Origin of the sequence: Methylobacterium sp., from assembly GCF_019750675.1 — a bacterium.
Taxonomy (GTDB): domain Bacteria; phylum Pseudomonadota; class Alphaproteobacteria; order Rhizobiales; family Beijerinckiaceae; genus Methylobacterium.
On sequence record NZ_JAIEOF010000128.1, the window covers coordinates 1 to 19,300 of the forward strand.

23 protein-coding genes and 1 riboswitch are annotated in these 19,300 nt (G+C 70.6%); of the genes, 13 read left to right on the plus strand and 10 right to left on the minus strand.

Annotated elements, in window-relative coordinates; translation table 11 throughout:
• From K2X24_RS06710 to K2X24_RS06735, 6 genes are all read left to right on the plus strand, one after another.
• A partial coding sequence (locus K2X24_RS06710) for an MFS transporter (protein ID WP_292495987.1) occupies positions 1-399 on the plus strand: 399 nt, incomplete at its 5' end.
• Positions 400-404: 5 nt separating this feature from the next.
• On the plus strand, positions 405-1,520 hold the full coding sequence (locus K2X24_RS06715) for a metallophosphoesterase (RefSeq protein ID WP_292495989.1): 1,116 nt from the start codon (positions 405-407) through the stop codon (positions 1,518-1,520).
• Positions 1,521-1,570: 50 nt separating this feature from the next.
• A complete protein-coding gene (locus K2X24_RS06720; protein WP_292495992.1) occupies positions 1,571-2,839 on the plus strand; it encodes an arsenic transporter in 1,269 nt (422 codons plus the stop codon).
• A gap of 56 nt (positions 2,840-2,895) precedes the next feature.
• Positions 2,896-3,825, plus strand: a complete 930-nt coding sequence (locus K2X24_RS06725; protein WP_292495993.1) for a DMT family transporter — start codon at positions 2,896-2,898, stop codon at positions 3,823-3,825.
• Positions 3,826-4,129: 304 nt separating this feature from the next.
• Positions 4,130-4,354, plus strand: coding sequence for a hypothetical protein (locus K2X24_RS06730; protein WP_055956977.1), 225 nt, complete (start codon positions 4,130-4,132; stop codon positions 4,352-4,354).
• Positions 4,355-4,377: 23 nt separating this feature from the next.
• On the plus strand, positions 4,378-4,635 hold the full coding sequence (locus K2X24_RS06735) for a BrnA antitoxin family protein (protein WP_292496007.1): 258 nt from the start codon (positions 4,378-4,380) through the stop codon (positions 4,633-4,635).
• 50 nt (positions 4,636-4,685) lie between these two features.
• On the opposite strand, the gene K2X24_RS06740 is transcribed toward K2X24_RS06735, so the two are convergent.
• Both K2X24_RS06740 and K2X24_RS06745 read right to left on the minus strand, forming a co-directional pair.
• Positions 4,686-5,168 carry a YaiI/YqxD family protein gene (locus K2X24_RS06740; protein ID WP_292496009.1) on the minus strand — a complete coding sequence of 161 codons (483 nt, stop codon included), beginning with the start codon at positions 5,166-5,168 and terminating at the stop codon, positions 4,686-4,688.
• Positions 5,165-6,232: an adenylate/guanylate cyclase domain-containing protein gene (locus K2X24_RS06745; protein WP_292496011.1), complete on the minus strand. Its 1,068-nt coding sequence runs from the start codon at positions 6,230-6,232 to the stop codon at positions 5,165-5,167. The genes K2X24_RS06740 and K2X24_RS06745 overlap by 4 nt, the downstream gene beginning before the upstream one ends.
• Positions 6,233-6,505: 273 nt before the next feature.
• Here K2X24_RS06745 and K2X24_RS06750 point away from each other — a divergent pair, with 273 nt between their 5' ends.
• Both K2X24_RS06750 and K2X24_RS06755 read left to right on the plus strand, forming a co-directional pair.
• Entirely contained in the window at positions 6,506-7,345 is an 840-nt protein-coding gene (locus tag K2X24_RS06750) for an aldo/keto reductase (protein WP_292496013.1), read from the plus strand.
• Positions 7,346-7,429: 84 nt separating this feature from the next.
• Positions 7,430-8,692, plus strand: coding sequence for a porin (locus tag K2X24_RS06755; RefSeq protein WP_292496015.1), 1,263 nt, complete (start codon positions 7,430-7,432; stop codon positions 8,690-8,692).
• Positions 8,693-8,728: 36 nt separating this feature from the next.
• Here K2X24_RS06755 and K2X24_RS06760 read toward each other — a convergent pair whose 3' ends face one another.
• The 3 genes from K2X24_RS06760 to K2X24_RS06770 all read right to left on the minus strand — a co-directional run bounded on the left by K2X24_RS06760 (position 8,729) and on the right by K2X24_RS06770 (position 12,095).
• Complete coding sequence (locus K2X24_RS06760; protein ID WP_292496019.1) at positions 8,729-10,933, minus strand: transglycosylase domain-containing protein; 2,205 nt, start codon at positions 10,931-10,933, stop codon at positions 8,729-8,731.
• Positions 10,934-11,245: 312 nt separating this feature from the next.
• On the minus strand, positions 11,246-11,695 hold the full coding sequence (locus K2X24_RS06765) for a GNAT family N-acetyltransferase (protein ID WP_292496022.1): 450 nt from the start codon (positions 11,693-11,695) through the stop codon (positions 11,246-11,248).
• 70 nt (positions 11,696-11,765) lie between these two features.
• A complete protein-coding gene (locus tag K2X24_RS06770; RefSeq protein ID WP_292496024.1) occupies positions 11,766-12,095 on the minus strand; it encodes a hypothetical protein in 330 nt (109 codons plus the stop codon).
• Between the two features lie 179 nt (positions 12,096-12,274).
• Here K2X24_RS06770 and K2X24_RS06775 point away from each other — a divergent pair, with 179 nt between their 5' ends.
• Positions 12,275-12,484, plus strand: a complete 210-nt coding sequence (locus tag K2X24_RS06775; protein WP_292496027.1) for a hypothetical protein — start codon at positions 12,275-12,277, stop codon at positions 12,482-12,484.
• 50 nt (positions 12,485-12,534) lie between these two features.
• Here K2X24_RS06775 and K2X24_RS06780 read toward each other — a convergent pair whose 3' ends face one another.
• Entirely contained in the window at positions 12,535-12,777 is a 243-nt protein-coding gene (locus K2X24_RS06780; protein ID WP_292496028.1) for a hypothetical protein, read from the minus strand.
• A 181-nt stretch (positions 12,778-12,958) separates the two neighbouring features.
• Between K2X24_RS06780 and K2X24_RS06785 the strand changes: the two genes are divergently transcribed.
• Positions 12,959-13,816, plus strand: coding sequence for a type 1 glutamine amidotransferase (locus K2X24_RS06785; protein WP_292496031.1), 858 nt, complete (start codon positions 12,959-12,961; stop codon positions 13,814-13,816).
• A 3-nt stretch (positions 13,817-13,819) separates the two neighbouring features.
• Here the strand turns inward: K2X24_RS06785 and K2X24_RS06790 are convergent, their stop codons facing one another.
• From K2X24_RS06790 to K2X24_RS06800, 3 genes are all read right to left on the minus strand, one after another.
• Positions 13,820-14,920 (minus strand): acyltransferase family protein, encoded by a 1,101-nt coding sequence (locus K2X24_RS06790; RefSeq protein ID WP_292496033.1) that lies wholly within the window; start codon positions 14,918-14,920, stop codon positions 13,820-13,822.
• Between the two features lie 148 nt (positions 14,921-15,068).
• Positions 15,069-15,443 (minus strand): restriction endonuclease, encoded by a 375-nt coding sequence (locus K2X24_RS06795; protein ID WP_292496036.1) that lies wholly within the window; start codon positions 15,441-15,443, stop codon positions 15,069-15,071.
• Positions 15,444-15,453: 10 nt separating this feature from the next.
• The gene (locus tag K2X24_RS06800) at positions 15,454-16,302 is read right to left on the minus strand and encodes an alpha/beta hydrolase (protein ID WP_292496038.1); all 849 of its coding nucleotides are present in this window, start codon (positions 16,300-16,302) and stop codon (positions 15,454-15,456) included.
• Between the two features lie 316 nt (positions 16,303-16,618).
• On the opposite strand from K2X24_RS06800, the gene K2X24_RS06805 reads away from it, so the two are divergent.
• The 3 genes from K2X24_RS06805 (at position 16,619) to K2X24_RS06815 (ending at position 18,141) form a co-directional block, all read left to right on the plus strand.
• Positions 16,619-17,371 (plus strand): site-2 protease family protein, encoded by a 753-nt coding sequence (locus K2X24_RS06805; RefSeq protein WP_292496041.1) that lies wholly within the window; start codon positions 16,619-16,621, stop codon positions 17,369-17,371.
• 237 nt (positions 17,372-17,608) lie between these two features.
• Positions 17,609-17,755, plus strand: a complete 147-nt coding sequence (locus K2X24_RS06810; RefSeq protein ID WP_292496043.1) for a hypothetical protein — start codon at positions 17,609-17,611, stop codon at positions 17,753-17,755.
• Between the two features lie 131 nt (positions 17,756-17,886).
• A complete protein-coding gene (locus tag K2X24_RS06815) occupies positions 17,887-18,141 on the plus strand; it encodes a hypothetical protein (RefSeq protein ID WP_292496045.1) in 255 nt (84 codons plus the stop codon).
• A 111-nt stretch (positions 18,142-18,252) separates the two neighbouring features.
• On the opposite strand, the gene K2X24_RS06820 is transcribed toward K2X24_RS06815, so the two are convergent.
• Complete coding sequence (locus tag K2X24_RS06820; RefSeq protein WP_292496047.1) at positions 18,253-18,993, minus strand: BA14K family protein; 741 nt, start codon at positions 18,991-18,993, stop codon at positions 18,253-18,255.
• 149 nt (positions 18,994-19,142) lie between these two features.
• Positions 19,143-19,251, plus strand: a riboswitch (TPP riboswitch).
• Positions 19,252-19,300: the final 49 nt, after the last annotated feature.

Below are 19,300 nucleotides of genomic sequence, written 5' to 3' on the forward strand. Positions count from 1 at the left end.
GCCTTCGGCGTGCTGGCGATTCGCGGCGTCCTCTACACCCTGTCGGACAACCCGTTCTACCTCGTGGGCGTCCAGCTCCTCGACGGCATCGGCGCCGGCATCTACGGCGCCCTCTTCCCCGTCATCGTCGCCGACCTGACCCGGGGGACCGGCCGCTTCAACGTCTCGCAGGGCGCGGTCGCGACCGCCCAGAGCCTCGGCGCGGCACTGAGTGCGACGCTCGCCGGCCTCATCATCGTGTCGGCGGGCTACGCCACCGCCTTCCTGGCCCTGGCGGCCATCGCCGCCCTGGGCTTCGCCCTCTACTTCTTCGCGATGCCGGAGACGCGGGGCTATGAGCCCAGCCGCTCCGGCGCCGATGATGGCGGCCTGACGCCCGTCCCCGTGCCGGCGGCCTGACCGCCATGAGTGCGGCCGACGACATCCTCGCCTTCGCCCATATCGGCGACCTCCATCTCACCGCCGCGGACGCCGAAAACGCCCGCGATTTCCGCGCCATCGTGGACCAGATCAACGCCGTGGACGGGCTCGATTTCGTCTACGTACCCGGCGACAACGCCGAAAACGGCACGCCGGAGCAGTACGCCCTGGTCCGGGCCGGGCTCGACCGCCTGCGCCGGCCGGTCCACGTCATCACCGGCGACCACGACATGGAGGGCGGGAGCCTCGACGCCTTCTATGCAGGCCTCGGCGCGTCGCGCCTGCCCTATGGGGTGACGGTGTCGGGCACCCGCTGCCTGTTCCTCGACATGTGCGGGCCGGGCTCCGGCGGACCGGATTTCCGCCTCGCAGCGGAGCAGATCGCCTGGCTCCGGCGGGAGGTGGACGCCGCCGATGCGGAGGGACACGACTGTGCCCTGTTCATGCACAGCTACCCTGCCGACCTGAAGGGGGAGGGCGAGGCCGCGACCGTCGCCGAGATCGTGCACCGCTCGCGCATCCGCCTCGTCGAGATGGGGCACACCCATTACAACGAACTCGCCAATGACGGCCGGACGATCTACGCGGCGACCCGCTCGACGGGCCAGATCGAGGAGGGGCCGGTCGGCTATGCCATCGCGGCGATCGATCGCGGCGTGGTGAGCTGGCGCTTCAAGGAGCTGGCGCAGGGCTGGCCCTTCGTGGTGATCACCGCGCCGGCCGACCGGCGCCTCGCCCATGCCGAGGACCACATCGTCTCAAGCACCACCGAGATCCGCGCCCTGGTGCTCGGTGCCGGCCGGATCGCGGTCTGCGAGTTCAGCATCGATGGCGGTCCCTGGCGCCCCATGCGGCGCGCCGAGGGCGAGCGCCGCTTCCGCGCCACGGTCGACTGGCCGGCGGGCGGCCGGCGCCTCGCCGTCCGGGCACAGGATTCCGAGGGCGGCGTCGGCGAGGACCGGATCGAACCGGCCGGCGACGTCGGCGCCCTCGTCCACTCCAAGGGCCTCGGCAGCGACGCCGATTCCGTCGGCGCCTGGCCGGACCGGGGCATCCTCGGCACCCAGCTCGGCCCGAACCGCAACGGGCGCCACTGGTAGGGCGCATCCGCCTTACCCGACTTTCTTTCCGACCAAGGATTCCGAGCCCGATGGGTGCGCTGACGCTGACCCCGAACCTCGTCACATGGGCGATCGCCGCCGTGGCCACGCTGGGGGTGATCACCCGGCCCTTCTCCTGGCCGGAGGCGATCTGGGCCGTGCTGGGCGCCGTCGCCCTCGTGGTCTTCGGTCTGATGCCGGCCGGGACCGCCTGGGAGGGCGTCCTCAAGGGCACGGACGTCTATCTATTCCTCGTCGGCATGATGCTGATGTCCGAGGTGGCGCGGAAGGAGGGGCTGTTCGACTGGCTCGCCAGCATCGCGGTGCGGGCGGCCAAGGGCTCTCCCACCCGCCTGTTCACCCTGATCTACGTCGTCGGCACGGTGGTGACCGTCTTCCTCTCCAACGATGCCTGCGCGGTGGTGCTGACCCCGGCGGTCTACGCCGCCACCAAGGCCGCGAAGGTCGAGAACCCGCTGCCCTACCTCCTCATCTGCGCCTTCATCGCCAACGCGGCGAGCTTCGTTCTGCCGATCTCGAACCCGGCCAACCTCGTGGTCTTCGCCGAGCACATGCCGCCGCTCACGCAGTGGCTGGCGATGTTCGCGCTCCCCTCCGTACTGGCCATCGTCGCGACCTACGCGACCCTGCGGCTGACCCAGAATTCCGTCCTGCGCAGCCAGCAGGTCGCCACCGACGTCGAGGCCGTGCACCTGTCGCGGACCGGGCTCGTGGCCGGGCTCGGCATCGTGGCCACCGGCGGCGTGCTCATCGGCGCCTCCGCCCTGGGGCTCGACCTCGGCCTGCCCACCTTCGTGGCCGGCGGCCTCACCACGGCGGCCGTCCTTCTGATGAAGCGCGGCGGCCTCGTCGAGGTCGCCAAGGACGTCTCCTGGAGCGTTCTGCCCTTGGTCGCCGGCCTGTTCGTGCTGGTCGAAGCGCTGGAGAAGACCGGCGTGCTGCGAATGATCGCCGATGCGCTGAAGCAGGCGGCGGCCGCCTCGCCCGTCGAGACCGCCTGGGGCGCCGGCACCCTGATCGCGGTGCTGTGCAACCTCGTCAACAACCTGCCGGCCGGCCTGATCGCGGGTGCGGCGGTCCAGACCGCGCACGTGCCCGACAAGGTGGCGGGCGCCGTGCTGATCGGCGTCGACATCGGCCCGAACCTGTCGGTGACGGGTTCGCTCGCCACCATCCTGTGGCTGACCGCGATCCGCCGCGAGGGCCAGGACGTCGGCTTCTGGCGCTTCCTGAAGCTCGGACTCCTCGTCATGCCGCCCGCCCTCCTGCTCTCGCTGGCCGGCCTCCTCCTCGTCTGATCCCTCGCGTCTCAGCCCGAAGTTCCCCGCCCGAAGTCCCCAGCGCAAGGTCCCCCGTGAACGCCGCACTGCTGTATCCCTTCATCCTCGTCGCGGGCGTCCTGCAGGCGCTGGGCAACTCGATGAACGCGCAGTTGCGCGGCCGGCTCGTGAACCCCTGGCTCGCCGCCTCGGTCTCGTTCCTGCCCATCGTGTTCGTGTTCGCCACGCTGTTTCTCGTGATGCCGACGCCGCTGCCCACCCTGGAGACCCTGGGCAAGATGCCCTGGTACGCGCCGCTCGGCGGCGTGGCCGGCGCGGTGGCGGTGTTCGGCGGGCTCGCCTTCATCGACAAGGTCGGGGCCGGCCCCTTCAACGGCCTGACGCTGACGGCCAACATCCTGGCCTCGCTCGCCATGGATTCCTTCGGCCTCTTCGGCCTCCAGGGCGGCGGCTTCAAGCTCATGCCCTGGCTCGGCGGGCTTCTGATGGCGATCGGCGTGTTCTTCATCGCCCGCAGCACCGCCGACACGAGTGGGGACAAGGACGGCGGGCACGGCCTCAACCCGAAGCTGCTCTACCCCTTCATCGTGGTCGCGGGCATCCTCCAGGCCGTCGGCGTCGTCTGGAATTCCCAGCTTCGCGGCGCCCTGGTGAACCCCTGGCTCGCCGCCACGGTGTCGTTCCTGCCCGTCGTGTTCGTGTTCGTGGTGGTGTTCCTCGTGCGGCCGACGCCGCTGCCCACGCGGCAGGACGTGTCCGGGGTGCGCTGGTGGATGCCGCTGGCTGGCATCACCGGAGCGGTGGCGGTGTTCGGCGGCCTGCTCTTCGTCGACAAGGTCGGCGCGGGCGCCTTCAACGGGCTCCTCATCACCGCCAACCTCCTGACCTCCGTGGCCCTCGACCATTTCGGCTGGGTCGGCATGAAGCAGGTCAAGGCCGGCCCCGCCCGCCTCGGCGGTGCGGCCCTGATGGTCGCCGGCATCGTCCTCATCTCGGTGTTCTGAGCGGTCCCTGCCCGTTCGAAAACGCGAAGCTTGAGGACAAGCGGTTGCAGCCGCCGGGAAACGTTGGCCTTTTCGGCGCCCGGCGTGCTAAACCTTCGACGATCCCGCCCGGAGCCGATCCGCGTCAAGGGTGTGTGGACAGCCTCTCGTGCCGCCCGATTGCCGTCTCCCGGCCGAGTCCGGCGCGCGTCACGACCTGATCGGTCACCGGAATCCGGCGCCCGGACCGCCCACGCGGCCGCGCCGACGGGCATCTGCGACGCCGCGCCGAGCGCGTGCGGGAGGGTTCAAGGACAGGAATGCAATGAGCGACGAGACCGACGCCCGGACCCGATCCGAGGAGCGTGCCGAGCGGGCCGAGCGGATGGCCAAGGAAGGCGCCCAGGCCATGGCCGAGCACCTCGCCTCGGTGAAGGCCGTGGACGAGCGGACGGTGAAGCTGCGGGCCCTGCGCCTCGCCAAGGAGGCCGCCGACGCCGAGGCGAAGGCCGCCGCCCCGCCGCCGGCGCCCAAGCGCAAGCGGTCCTGAGACGGCCCGGCGGAGGAGAATCCATGGCATTCGATCGCTCCCGTCGACCGAGCGACCCGCGACAGGCCGCCGAGGCGGCCTTCAAGGCCGCCACCACCAAGCCCGTCGAGACCGCCAAGCCGGTTTCGGCCTCTGCGGTCTCCCCGGCCTCGTCCGTGCCCGGCGCCCGCGAGATGGTGAGCCTGCGCCTCGACCGCGCCGTGCTCGAGCATTTCCAGAAGGACGGGCCCGGCTGGCAGGACCGCATCAACGCGGCGCTCAAGGCCGCAGCCGGCCTCTAGGCCGAGCGGCACGGCGCATCGCGCGTCTCGACCGGGTCGGTCGACGATGACTAGCCGAACCCGCCCCGCTTCAGCCGCATGACGGTGCGGTCGAGGGCCCCGAGGAACGCGGAGCGGTCGCGGGCCGAGAACGGCTTCGGCCCACCGGTGATCGCGCCGGCCTCGCGCAGATCCTGCATCAGGTTGCGGGTCGCGAGCGCCATCCCGATCCCACTCTCGCTGAACGGCTTGCCGGTGGGCGCGAGCACCTCCGCGCCCGCCTTCACGCATCGGCTGGCCAGAGGCACGTCGGACGTGACCACGATGGCGCCGGGTCGCGCCCGCGCGGCGATCCAGTCGTCGGCGGCATCGAATCCGTCGCTCACCACCACCCGCTCGATCCAAGGCTCGCGCGGCAGGGCCATGAAGCTGTTGGCCACCACACACACGTGGAGCCCGTAGCGGCCGGCGACGCGGTAGGTCTCGTCCTTCACCGGGCAGGCATCCGCGTCGACATAGACGACGATGGTCCGGGGCGTCTCGTCCCCGCTCATTGCGCGGCGACCGCGTGCGGGGGGGCGCTGGATACCATCGCCTCCGCTCCGACCCGCTCCAGGGTCGAGACGCTGAGGGGCTGCCCGCGCCCGCGCAGCGCATGCGCGCCGAGGGGGCGGGCACGGATGCCGGCGGGCAGGCGTGCGATTCGGGCCAGCAAATCGTCGGACACGAGGATCTCGGCCCCGAGCGGCCGGCACAGGGATTCGATGCGCGCGGTCACGTTCACCGCATCCCCGAAATACGCGATCTTGTGCCGGTCGACGCCGACTTCCGCCGTGACGATGGAGCCGCCGTGCAGGGCGGCGCGCAGGCGCGGCACGGTGCCGAACCGTGCCGTCCAGGCCTCGGATTCCGCCTCCAGCCGGTCCATCACGTCGAACACGCAGGCGACGCAGCGCGCGTCCTTCAGGCCGCGGGCCATCGGCCAGGTGATCATCGCCATGTCGCCGATATAGTCGTCGATGGAGCCGGCGTTGCGCCGGACCGGCTCGGCGAGCGCCGCGAAGACCGCGCCGAGATAGGCCTGGGCCTTGAGATCGCCGTGGGTCTCGGCGAAGGCGGTCGAGCCGACGACGTCGAGGAACAGGAAGATCCGCTCCTCGCGCACGGGCTGGTGGTAGCGACCGACGAGGAAGTTCACGAAGACCTCGCCGCCGATGAGGTCGCGCATGCGGATGACGAAGACCAGCATCGCCGAGACGGCGAGACAATAGGCCAGCACCCGCGGGGTGATCCGCACGGCGTGGCTGAGGTCGTCGTCGGTGAGGCCGAAGGCCCAGACCAGCAGGCCCCCCAAGGCGATGCCGGCGGCGATCATCAGCACGTAGGCGAACTCGGCCGCCGGTACGTAGAACTTCGCCGGCATCCGGCGCATCCGCGCCTGCAGCCCGCCGAGGATCATGCCGCGGTCGAAGGCGAGGGTCGTCCCCCCCACCGCGAGACCGTAGGTCAGGCCCGCGAGGGGCGTCGCGCCACCGGCGAACAGCACGTTGTAGAGGAGGCCGGCCCCGCCGCAGGCGATGAGGATGAGGAGCCAGAACCAGCGGTGCTGCGGCAGCATCAGCGGCGTCCCCCGTGCGGCGCCCCGGCGGGGGCCGGCGGCGGCGATCCGGCGGGGATGGGGGAGGGAGCAGCGCTGCGCAACGGATGAGCCCCTTCGGGGATGGGTCCGGAGGCGGCGCAGCCCCTTGGCGCACCGAGCTTCGAACCCCGTCCTGATCATCGTCGCATGATGGCGCGAGTAAGGCCAAGGTGACGCAGGCAGCCGGATCGGGGACCGGTGTGGCCGCCGCGCGTTGGCAGGGTGGATCACCATCATGCGAGGACGAGGCCGATGCGGAGCAGGACTTTCGGTGCGGCGGACCGGGCGGTGCCCGTCATCGGGCAGGGCACCTGGCACCTCGATCAGGCGGACCGCGCCACCGCCGTCGCGACGCTGCGCGCGGGGCTCGATGCCGGCATGACACATATCGACACCGCCGAGATGTACGGCGAGGCCGAGCCGGTGGTGGGCGAGGCCATCGCGGGCCGGCGCGCGGAGGTGTTCCTGGTCTCGAAGGTGGTGCCGGGCAATGCCAGCCGGGCAGGCGTGGTCGCCGCCTGCGAGCGCTCGCTCAAGCGCCTCGGCACCGACCACCTCGACGCCTACCTGCTGCACTGGCCGGGCCGCTATCCGCTGGAGGACACCATCGCGGGGTTCGATGCCCTGAAGCGCCAGGGCAAGATCCTGTCCTGGGGGGTGAGCAACTTCGACGTCGCCGATCTGGACGAGGCCCTGGCGATCGCCGGCCCGGGTCAGATCGCCTGCAACCAGGTCCTCTACCACCTGCAGGAGCGCGCCATCGAACACGCGGTCCTGCCCTGGTGCCGGCGCAACGGCGTCGCCCTGGTCGGCTACTCGCCCTTCGGCAGCGGCGACTTTCCCGAGGCCGGAAGCGCCGGGGGCCGGGTGCTCGCCCGCCTCGCGGAGGCACACGGCACGACGCCACGCGGTATCGCGGTCGCCTTCCTGACACGGGACGAGGACACCTTCACCATCCCGAAGACGGCGCGGCCGGAGCGGGCCCGCGAGAACGCGGCGGCCGGAGCGATCACCCTGACGGCGGAGGATCGCGCCGCCCTCGATGCCGCCTTCCCGCGCGGTCCACGCCCACGGAGTCTGCCGATGCTGTAGCGGACCGCGCGAAGTTGTGGCCAATGGCCGGGAATGACCGGGCCCGGACGATCCGCGCCGGACCCCGCGAGAGGAATGCGAACGATGGCGCGATGGCTGGGTCCGGCATGTCTCGGCCTGTGCTGCCTCGCCGGGGCGCCGGCCCTGGCCGAGGAAGCCAAGCCCGACAGGCGCAATCCGGCACAGCCCAATGGCGAGACCCTGACGATCGACGAGAAGGGCATCACCCTGGCCTTTCCCGATGTCGCCAAGCTGCGCATCGGCGGCAAGCTGCAACTCGATTACGGGGCGGCGGCCATTCGGCAGGCCGGCTTCCCGGAGCCGTTCCCCGAGAACTTCGCGGTGCGCCGGGCCTGGATCGAGAGCTATCTCACCCTCGGCAAGAGCCTGGAGCTCGCCTTCCAGTACGATTTCGCCGACCCGATGCGGCCGATCAACGATGCGGCCGCGGCGTATACGGGCTTCGAGAACACCCTGCTGACGGTGGGCAACATGAAGGAGCCCTTCAGCCTCGACCAATTGACTGGCGACAACACCACGCTGTTCACCGAGCGCTCGCTGGCCGATGCGTTCGCGCCGGCCCGCAATCTCGGCTTCGCGCTGGGCCGCCACGGGAAGGACTGGACCATGGTCGCCAGCGTCTTCGGCGGCAACGCCAACACCGGGGTGGGCAGCGAGGGCGTGGCCGCCACGGCGCGCGCCACCTACGCGCTCCTCCACGAGGACGACCGCGTCCTGCATCTCGGCCTCGCGGGAAGTTTTCGCGATCTACCCCGTGACGGGCAGGGGCTGTCCCTGTCGAGTCGCTCCGAGGCGTTCCTGTACCAGCGCAACTTCGTCGATACCGGCGATATCCGCGACGCGTCGAGCGTCGGCCGGATCGGTCTGGAGGCGGCCTATCGCGACGGGCCGTTCCTGGTCCAGGCCGAGTATATCCGCACCGGGGTGGAGCGCACCGGCGGCGCCCGCCCGGTGAGTTTCCAGGGTGGCTACGTCCAGGCCAGCGTCGTCCTCAACGGCAAGGGCCGGGCCTACAAGCTCGCCCCCGATTACGGTGCCACCTACGCGACCTTCTCCGGCGTACAGGTGGCGGAGGGCGACCGGGTCTCCCGGGGCGGGATCGGCGTGTTCGAACTCGGCACCCGCTTCAGCGCCATCGACCTCGACGACGCCGGCATCCGTGGCGGCATCGAGCGCGACGTCACGGTGGGACTGAACTGGTATCCCGATCGCAACATCCGCATCGTGGCCGACTACGTCCGCTCCCATACCAGCCCCTCGGCGGTGCAGGGCGGCCGCGCCATCGACGCCGACGCCTTCATCGGGCGCTTCCAGCTGTACTGGTGACGCGATGGCCCGGCCGGGGAACGGGCGGCCGGATCGCTACTCGCCGACTCCGAACAGCTTCTCCAGGAAGTTGCGGTCGTCCTGGCTCGGACCACGGCTCGCATCGGCGTGCCGGGCGGCGCGGGGCGCGGGCGCTGCGGCCTGCGGTTCGCCGAGGAGCGCGCCGATGAGGCCGCCCGGCGTGCTGTTGGTCACGGCGGGTTCGGCGGGGGCGCGGTTGCGCCAGTTCTTGGCCCCGGGGAGCATCGCGGGGCTCTGGCCCTTCAGCGCCACGGTCATGTAGGCCTTCCAGATCTCGCCCGGCAGGTTGCCGCCCGAGACCTTCTTCGTCGGCTCGCCGTCGTCGTTGCCGAGCCAGACGCCGGTCACCAGGGTGGCGGAGTAGGCGATGAACCAGGCATCGCGAAAGTCCTGGCTGGTGCCGGTCTTGCCGGCGAGGTCCCAGCCCGGCACCTCGGCCTTCTTGGCGGTGCCGGTGACGAAGGTCTCGTGCATCATCGCGTTCATCATCGAGACCGCGTTGGGGTCGATGACCCGGCCGAGCCCGCCTTCCTTGCGCTTGTACAGAACCTTGCCGTCGGCGCTCTTCACGCTCGCGATGACGTAGGGGATCACCCCCGTTCCGCCATTGGCGAAGGCCGCGTAGGCGCCGACCATCTCCAGCGGCGTCACCTCCGAGGTGCCGAGCGCGATCGAGCCGTTGGCCTGGAGCGGGGAGGAAATCCCGAGGCGCTGGGCCGTCTGGACCACGGACTTGGGCCCGACCTCCTGGCCGAGGCGCACCGCCACGGTGTTCAGCGAGAGCGCCAGCGCGTCGCGCAGCGTCACCGGCCCGCGATAGTCGCGCGAGTAGTTCTCCGGGTTCCAGCCCTTGATGCTGATCGGCGCGTCGTCCCGCACCGTGTCCGGGGTCAGGCCGTGTTCGACCGCCGCGAGGTAGACGAAGGGCTTGAACGACGAGCCGGGCTGACGCTTGGCGGTGGTGGCGCGGTTGAACTGACTCTGGGCGTAGTCGCGACCGCCGACGAGGGCACGGATGGCGCCGTCCGGCTTCATGGAGACGAGGGCGCCCTGGGCGACGTTGTAGCGGCCGCCCTTCTGGTTCAGCTCGTCCACCAGCGCCTTCTCGCCGGCGGCCTGGAGGCCGGTATCGACGGTGGTGTTGATGACGATGTCGCTCTCGAACTTGGGCAGGAAGTCGTCGAGGACGTCCATCACGAGGTCGGCGACGTAGTTGGCCGAGCCGCCGCCGCGCGCGCTGGCGGGCCGGGCCGGGGTCGCCAGGGCGAGCTTCGCATCGGCGGGCTTGGCGAAGCCCAACTCCTCCATGGCGGCGAGCACCTGAGCGGCGCGGGCCTGGGCGGCGGGCAGGTTGCGGTTCGGCGCCAGGCGCGAGGGCGCCTGCACGAGGCCGCCGAGCATCGCGGCCTCCGCCAGGGTCACGGATTTCGCCGGCTTGCCGAAGTAGCGCTGGGCGGCGGCCTCGACGCCGTAGGCGCCGGCCCCGAAGTAGACGCGGTTCAGGTAGAGTTCGAGGATCTCGTCCTTGCTGTACTTGTGCTCCAGCCACAGGGCCAGGATCGCTTCCTGGATCTTTCGCGATGCCGAGCGCTCCGGGGTGAGGAACAGGTTCTTGGCAAGCTGCTGGGTCAGGGTCGAGCCGCCTTGCGACACGCCCCGGCGGGTGATGTTCTGGGCGACCGCCCGGGCGATGCCGACGGGATCGACGCCGAGGTGGCTGTAGAAGCGCCGGTCCTCGATCGCCACGAAAGCGCGCGGCAGGTAGGGCGGCAGCTCCTTGATGCTGACGACCCGGCCGCCGGTCTCGCCGCGATTGGCCAGGAGCGAGCCGTCGCTCGCCAGGATCGCGATGTTGGGCGGCCGCTTGGGCACGGCGAGCTGGTCGATCGGCGGCAACTGCGAGGCGTGGTAGGCCACGAGCCCGGCGACGCCGATCACGCCCCAGAGGCCGAGGACGAACACACCGTAGACGAGGCGTCCGAGGATCGAGCGGCGCGCCCGGCGCGGCGCCTTGCGCAGCGCCCGCGCTGGCGGTGCGGCGGATGCGCGGCCCTTCCCGCCGCGTCCGCCCTTCGAACCTGACTCGCCTCGTGCCACGCCGCCCCCCGCGCGATCGGCGCGCGACAGCCGCAGATCGAGGTCGGCCGGGTCCCCGGCGCGCCCCTCGGGCACGTCGAAGTTCGGCTCCCCCCTGCCTCCGCCTGCGCGTCCCTTCGCCATGCGTCCCGTCTGCCCCCAGGTTCGTTCGTGATTCGAGCGACCCTGCTTGCGCACGGTAAATGCGGCGGGTTTAAGGGGTGTTAACCGGGCAATTTTTCAACGCATTGAAAAATCAGGGGAAATTTGGTGGCCTTGGCGCCCGGTGCATCGGATGTTCAGGGGGGCTGCCGATCACGTCCGACGCGCGAGAACGGCCCTATGCGCGTCGGGCCGATCCGCTCGGAGCGGGCGGCCTTCGGCACTCCGGCGGCCGGCGAGGGGAGGGACCTCTGTACGCGCCGATCCAGGAGCGGTCCGGTGCGCCGAACCGGCTCAGCCCTTCTTGCGCAGGGGCCTGACCGACACGACGCCCCGATCGAGGAATCCGGTGGCTGCACCGAAGGCCTGGAGATCCGTCTGTCCGGGGCCGGTGATCAGCTGAAGGTCGCCGCATCCGGCCGAGCGTGCCGCCTGCGACGCTGCTTTCAGAAGCAACCGGCCGATGCCGCGCCGCCGTGCGTCGGGCGCGACGAGCAGGGTGGTGACCTGCGCCGTCGGCAGGTTGGCGGCGAGAGACGGATACCAGTGCAGGACGACGAGACCGCTCGGCGGTCCCCACTCGACGGCGACGAGGATCGCGCCCGGGCCATGCCGAAGGGCTTCGATCCGCTCGGCCAGGGCGTCGGCAGCGACGGGGTGGCCACAGGCACGCAGGAGATCGGCGATGCCGGCCGCGTCGCCAACGGTCGCCGCCCGGATTTCCAGCCCGTAACGGCTTGCCACACGTCACTCCGATCGGCTCCGCCAGGGCTGTCCGGCGGAGTGAGGGTCATGGGCGAGGGTTATGGGTAAGTCAGTTCGAGTTCCGCCGCATCAGGCCGAACAGGGCGAAACCCGCGAGCGCCGCCAGGCCGAGCGCCAGGGAGCGATTGTCCTGCAAGTGACGCGCGGCGGCCTGGCCCGCCTCGCGCAGGTCGTTGCCCAGGGGCGAGCCGGTGAGGATGCGCTCGGCGCGATCGTGATTCTCCGGCCGGGTCGCGATGGAGACGGCGAAGGCGTCGTCGTCCAGGCGATCGATCTCGACGCTGTTGCGCGCGAAGCCGGCCCGCGACAGGCGATCCCGTGCCGCACGGGCGGCCCTGAGAGACGGGACGGTCACGGACGCCAACACACTGTCAGACATCGAGTTTTCTCCTTGGGTTCCTGCGGAGCAAACTGAGCCCGTACCGGAGTGGTTCCGCGGAGCCCGGCGCCGCTCCCCGCGTCGGCTGTCCTTTAAGCTCCCGGCAACCGACCGGGCCCTAAGCCGGGGCGGACCCGCCGGGCCGGGACCCGGACCGCCGTCTCAGGAGCTTACCGAGCTTGCGTGATCCGTTCGTCCCCGACGCTCTCGCCGACCGTCTGCGCGAGAAGCGCCGCAGGACCCGGCCCCGCGCGACTCTGGCCTACGAGCCGGCAAAGCCCATCTTCGCCGAACTTCTCGATACGCGCGGCCACGGCACCGGACAGTTCGTGCGCCTGTCGCAGGGCATGGTCGAGGCCATCACCCGGGGTGCCAGGGAGGAAGGCTGACGGCCTTCTCTTTGGATTCCGAAACCCTCCGACGTGACGGCTCTCGGGAGCTAACGATCGCAGCCGATGCAGATGTCGCGGACCACCCGCTGCCGGCCGACGCCGGTGCGCTGGTTGGGCAGGTGCCCGTCGAAGGCACGGTCGGCGGAGCGCGCGGCGGGTGGAACGGGCTTGCGAGGTTCAGGGCTGATGGCGCTCGGTGTGTCCGGCCTCGGCGGCACGGTCAGGGCCATGTACTGGGCAAAAGCCGGCAGGGGAGCGATCCCGATCCCGAGGGCGCAAACCAACTGCATCCGCACTCGGGATGAGCCGATGGCGGGTCGAGCGAGACGTCGCGTATCCATTTCGCGTCTCCGGGTGAGGTGTCCGGGTGTCGTCCGGATGCGGCGATCGGGCCTGCACCTCGGCTGGAACGAGGGGGAGCACGGATCGTTCCCCGTCCCTTTCGCCGACACCCGGCCGGGACCCAGAATCATGTTGCATCTCCTCGTCGCGGACGGGAACGACCGTGAGGGTCGGGCCAGTCACGTCGCGGGCACGGGCGTCACATCGGCGGAGGCCTACGCGGCGATCCTGCGCCAACTCGCGCCGGGCACCGTCTGCACGCTGATCAATCCCGCGGATGCGGACGAGGCCTTGCCCTCGGGGACGGCGTTCTCCGATTACGACGGGCTCGTCGTCACGGGCTCGACCCTGCACGTCCGCGACGGGGGCGACGCCGTGCGGCGCCAGATCGACCTCATGCGGCACGCCCTCGAATCCGGGTTGCCCGTCTTCGGCTCGTGCTGGGGGGTTCAGGTGGCGGCCGTGGTGGCCGGCGGCGAGGCGGGGCCCAATCCGAAGGGGCCGGAATACGGGTTCTCGCGGGATCTCGTGCTCACCGAGGCCGGTCGGACTCATCCGCTCCTCACGGGCCGGGACCGGCGCTTCGACGCGCCCGCGATGCATCTCGACGCCGTCGTCGCGCCGCCGCCCCAGGCCACGGTGCTGGCGGGCAACGGTCTCCTGTCGGTCCAGGCCATCGAGATCGTGCACGGGCCGGGGGTGTTCTGGGGCACGCAGTACCACCCGGAACTGGACCTCGACGCGCTGGCCGCCATGCTGCGCCTGAGCGCCGAGGACGTGGTCGAGGCGGGCGCCTTGCCCGACCGCGCGGCGGTGGAGGCCTATGCCGCCGACCTCTGCGCGATTCACGTCGCGCCGGAGGCGCATCCCGCACTCGTCGCGCGCCACCGGCTCGGGCCGGATCTCCTGGAGCCGGTCCGGCGGCGGGCCGAGATCGGCAACTTCCTCGAACACCTCGTGCGCCCGCGGGTCGAGGCCGCGGCCTGAACCTCAGGCCGTGCGCAGGACGCCGGTGGCCGGTCTCGGCCGCGCGCTCACGATGTGGAAGGCGCGCGGACGCTCGAACAGGAAGTCGAACCGGGTGTTCCGGACCAGCCGTTCCAGAGCCAGGGGCACCAGAACCGCCACCACCGTGACGGCGAGGCTCGCGACGCCAATGTCGGTGATCGCTTCTGTCTTGGCGATGAGCGTCCGGGTGAACGCCATCGGCAGGAAGAAGGCGAGGTAGATCACGATCGAGCGCTGGCCGCAGGTGCGCAGGAAGTCCGTGACGGGTCCGCCGGCCCGGGTCAGCAGGGCGCCGACCGTGATGATCGCCAGGGCCCCGGCGCCACCCAGAAGGAGGCTCAGGCCGGGCAGCTGGGCGAGGGTCGGCGCGAAGGAAAGATGCGTCTGCGTGAAGGCCATCACGGCGTTGACGACCGCCCAGAGGGCGAGGCCGGTCAGGGCCGCGCCGGCATTGCGCCGCACCCAGTCGGCGAACGTGAAGATGCGCTCGGCGCAGAGGTAGCCCAGCAGGAACCAGACGTAGCGGGCGCAGAACTCGTCCACCAGGTTGCTGCCGCTGTGGACCGGTATGCTTTCCAAGAGGATCGCCAAGCCGAGGAGCAGCGGCGCCGGCACCCGGCGGAGCAGCTTGGTGCAGACCGAGAACACCGCCAGGACATAGATGAACCACAGGGTCGAGTAGGGCTCGACCACCGCCATCGCCAGGTGGCTGAGGAAGGCCATCGGCCCGGCCCCGTCGACGATCTGGCCGTACTTCACCACCGACTGGATCAGCACCCAGAGCACGTAGAAATACGCGAAGTGCACGAGGCGACGGTCGAGGAAGAGGCGCCAGTCGCGGTCGATCACCCGCCCGAGGAACAGGCCCGACAAGAGGAAGAAGTCCGGCATCCGAAACGGTTTGGCGAAAGTCACAACGGTGTGGAGGAAACCCTCGCCCCCGAGGGTCACGCCGGTGCTCAAGGTCGCGTGCATCATCACCACCAGGACGATGCAGAGCCCCTTGGCGACGTCGACCCAGGCGAGGCGGTTCGCCTCGTCCGCGCCGGCTCGCCCGATCGCCCCCACTTCCAATGCCGACACGGTCGCGCTCCCTTCACATCGTCGGTGACCCTCCGGCGGGAAGTCTTAAGGAGCGGATACGGGGGCGTGATCGGTGCGGATCATGCCGAAGAACGGGTAAAGGCCATGCCCTGAAATCGGGGACATCGGCTGGGCCATCGCCGCATCCTCAGACCGGATCGCGCTTCGGGCCCCTGCGCTCCCGGCTCATCCGTGTCGCGGCGTGGAAGTCGTCGGGCTTCGTTCGGACCCAGGCCAGGAACCGCGACATCTCGGGTTCGGCGCGCAAGGATTCGACGTCGGCGAGGCGCCGGGCGATCTCGGCCTCGCTGAAGCGGGCATGGATGGCCGAGTGGCAGATTTGGTGCAGACGCACCGTGCCGGCCCGCGCACCGCCCTTCAGCTTCGGGACGAGGTGATGCAGGCTGGACTTGGCGCGCGGTGGGATCGGGCGCTCGCAGAGCGGGCAGATGACCGGAGGTTTCGCCGCGGGCCCGTGGGTCGTCGGATCGTCGTCGCGCCAGAGGCGGTCTCGTCGTCCCATTTCGGTTCCCCTAAGGCGCATCCGCCGCGAGGGCCCCGGCTCGGGCAGGGGCACTCCCCGGCGGGAACAACGCCTCCGCCTCCCGGTCCCATGCGCCCAGGATCGAGACGTGGTCACCGTCCAGGATGGTCAGCCGGGCGCGGTCTCCCGCCCGTTCGGCCAAGTGTCGGGCATGGGCGAGGGGAACTACCCCGTCCCGCCTGCCGTGCACGATGAGGACCGGGCCGGCGGTCGCGGTGATCCGTTCGTCGGAGCGGAAGGTGTCGCGCAGGAGCAGGCCGGTCGGCAGGTAGGGAAAGCGGGAGGCGGCCACAGCCGCCAGGGAATCGAAGGGCGCCTCCAGGTAGAGGCCGAGATGGGGCACGCTCACGCCCGTCGCCACCGTCACGGCGGCTCCGAGGGAATGGCCGTGCAGCAGCACCGGCGCCCCCGGGGCACGGGCCGAGACGGCCCGGTAGGCCGCGTCCGCGTCGGCGATCAGGCCGGCCTCGCTCGGGGATCCGGTCGAGCCCGGATAGCCCCGGTACGCGATGGACAGAACGCCCCAGCCCTGAGCGCGCCAGGGGTCGGCCGAGAAGCGCGCCGCCGCCGGCTCGGGCTGCGAGCGGTTCCCGTGGAAACTGAGGACGACGGCGTGGCCCGGCGCGGGCGGACGCCAGTAGCCGAGGAGGCGCTCGCCATCGACGGTCTCCACATGGATCGCCTGCGTGCCGGCGGGCGCCGCCCGAGGGGTCGGGGCGGCCTCGTTTCGGAAGGCACCCGGATAGATCAGGTGCCGCTGAAAAAGGGCCAGGAGGAGGGTCGCGCCGGCGAGGACCGCGAGCGGCGCCGTGATCAGGATCGAGACGAGAAGGCGCATGCATCCGAACGTGTGTGTCGGCGGTCGGAGATCCCGACCGGTCCGGCCATGCGCGGACCCGTCCCGGGTCCGGGCTCGCCGAGGTTCGAGGCTCGTGGCCGGGGTGCCGGCTATCCGTGACAAGCTAGGGACTGGACTTTGGCGTGTCACCAGCGATGTTGCGTCGCGTGAGAGCCCTGCGTCCCGATCTTTGCCCGCGCCTCGCCCCGCATGGCCGGTGCGGAGTTTCCATGCGCGCCGTTCGCTCGCCCGCTTCGTCGGGAGAGGGAGACCCGCGGCGTGCCGGCGGCCACGGCGACGCGCCGCTCCGCCGCGCATGACGACGATCCGGGACGAAGGGAGCGGCGCGGGCAGGCCTGTCCTGAGCATCAACATCCTGCTGATCACGCTGATCTTCAGCGGCCTCGGGTTCGGGATCGGGGCCGAGGCTCTGGAGGGGTCGGGTGCGGCCTTTGCTTTCGTGATCGCCGGATGGGTTCTCGGGCTGTGCCTGCATGCGTTCGGCCACGCCCTCGCGGAGGTGCGGTGCGGCCTGTCCGCGGCCGGGGCCCTCACGCTCGATCCCCTGCGGGCGCCCGATCCCGTGGCGACGATGCTGCTGCCCGTGGTCTTCACGATCCTGGCGGGCCTGGGCTTTCCGGGCGGGGCCTCGCCCGGGGGCGAGAGCCTGAGCAGGGGGCGACGGTCGGCCGTCGCGGCGGCCGGTCCCGCGGCGAGCCTCGGCTTCCTCCTGGCACTCGTCATGCTCTACACCCTCGCCACCCCGGGTTCGGAGGTTCTGCGGGCCGTGCTCGCGGTCTCGGTGCTGTTCCAGGGGACCGCCCTCGTCCTCGGGCTGATGCCGATCCCCGGCCTCGACGGCTACGGCATCCTGAGGCCCTGGCTGCCCGGCGACTGGTCGTGGACCGACCGGATGGCCCGGCACGCCGCGCCCGTCCTGCTCGGATTGTTCCTGCTCTCGAGTGCGTTTTCCCGTCCTCTGCTGCGCGCCAGCCTGCGCCTGACCGCCGGCCTCGGCATCGATCTGTCGGACGTGATCACCGGGTATCGGCTCATTCGGCTCTGGTAGCCGTACGCTGTTCACAACCTGAGGTTTGCGAAAGTAAGAATGCAAGATCACGGATACGTGTACGAGGCGCGGGCGTTTCGTGCGGTATCGGCGTATTTCCTGTGATGCGTTCAGGTCTTTGAAGGTCGGGTCCGGCCGGTCGTGGACGCCATGAAAGAAGAGGTGAGTTGTTTCATCATGACGGACGCGATGCCACCGAAGCCATACCGTGTTCTTCTTCTGGATACGGCCGGACGCGTGCTCCGTACCAAGGTTCTGTCCGCCTGCGAGGAGGCGGATGCCATCGCGCGGGCCCACGCACTCATGGATGGACGCGCGGTGGAGCTCTGGGACGGCGATCGGCTCGTGCTGCGCCTGAATCCGCCCGACACGCCTTCGGCGTGAGCGCAGTTCGGGTTCCCCGGGTGCCGCGACCTTCGGGCACCCTGTCCGCCGGCGGGGACTTTCGTGCTAGGTGCGCTCCGTGTCCGGACTCGGGAGCCATTATCGGCGCGGAAGCCGGCGGAGACCCGTTCATGGCCCTCAAGACGACCTTCCTGGTCCAGACCTTCGTGCTCAAGCGCAAGCGGCTCACGCCCGGCGACCGTGAGGTCGCGGTGACGGAGAGCGGCGCCCTCAAGAAGGCCGAAGCCATGGCCGCGCGTTTTCCCGGGACGGCGGCGATCAAGGTCGTGGCCGACGACGAGACCGGCGAGTTGGAGAGCGCCACCATCCTGGCCAGCTTCGGCGAGGTGCCGGATGATTTCGCCGAGAGCTTCCAGGGCTCCTGACGCAGGCGCGAGACGGGGCCTCGTAGAGGCGCACGTCCGCACGCCGAACGGGAAAGGCCCCGCCTGCGCGGAGCGGGCGGAGCCTTTCGGACTGCGTTCGGGTGTCAGGCGTTACGGGCAGGCGTGGCGCAGGCCGTCATTGCCCAGGTAGGTCCCGGTGCGGCGGTCGTAGGACCGGAAGCGCTGGACGCAGTATGCGACGTCGTCGCCTCCCGGCGCGATCTCGACGGTCTCGGTGGCGTAGCCGGCCGGTGCATAACCACCGCCATACGCTCCGTAGCCACCGCCATAATAGGCAGGCGCGTAGCCACCGCCGTAGTAATCGTCGCCGTAATACGTGCTGCCGAGACCATAGCCGATGCCGGCACCCGCCAGGCCGAGGCCGATGCCGAGCCCCAGTCCGCCGTAGCCACGACGGTATCCGTAGCCCCGTCCGCCGTAACCCGCGCGGTTGAAGCCGCCCCGGTCGTATCCACCGCGGACGAAGCCTGCGCCGCCGCCCCGGTAGCCGTTGGCCGCCACCAGACCGGTGCCGGCGCCGGCATTGCCGATGATGCCCCGGTTGAAGCCGCCACGATTGAACCCGCCCTGGGCGAGGCCGCCGCGGAAGCCACCGCCACCGAAGTTACCCCCGACATTGCCGCCCCGGAAGCCGCCCTGGGCCATGCCTCCGCGGAAGCCGCCGCCACCGAAATTTCCGCCGCGGAACCCGCCGCCGCCCATGCCGCCACCATGGAATCCGCCGCCACCGCCACGGAAGCCACCACCGCCGCCCGGACGGGCATCGGCGGACGCGGGAATCATCGAGAGTGCGCCGACCAGAGCGGCCGAGGCCAGGACTATGCGCTTCATGGGAGAACCTGTCGTTCGTGTGCCGATCCCGAGGACCGGACTTCTGGTAACCGAACGCCCGGGCTGACGATAAAGTTCGTTTCTCACCCTGTTCTGCGTCGGTTTGCCGGAGCGGTGATTGACAAAACGGCCGCCGACCTCGAACCTGGAACCATTCCGAGGGGGGCTCCGAGTGCGGGAGCTGAGATTGGGCGCGTCGCCCTGACCCTTGAACCTGATCCGGTTCGTACCGGCGGAGGGACGGGAATCTCAAAGACGACGCATATCCTCGAGCGTCATCCCATCCACCTCCACCGCCTATGAGTCG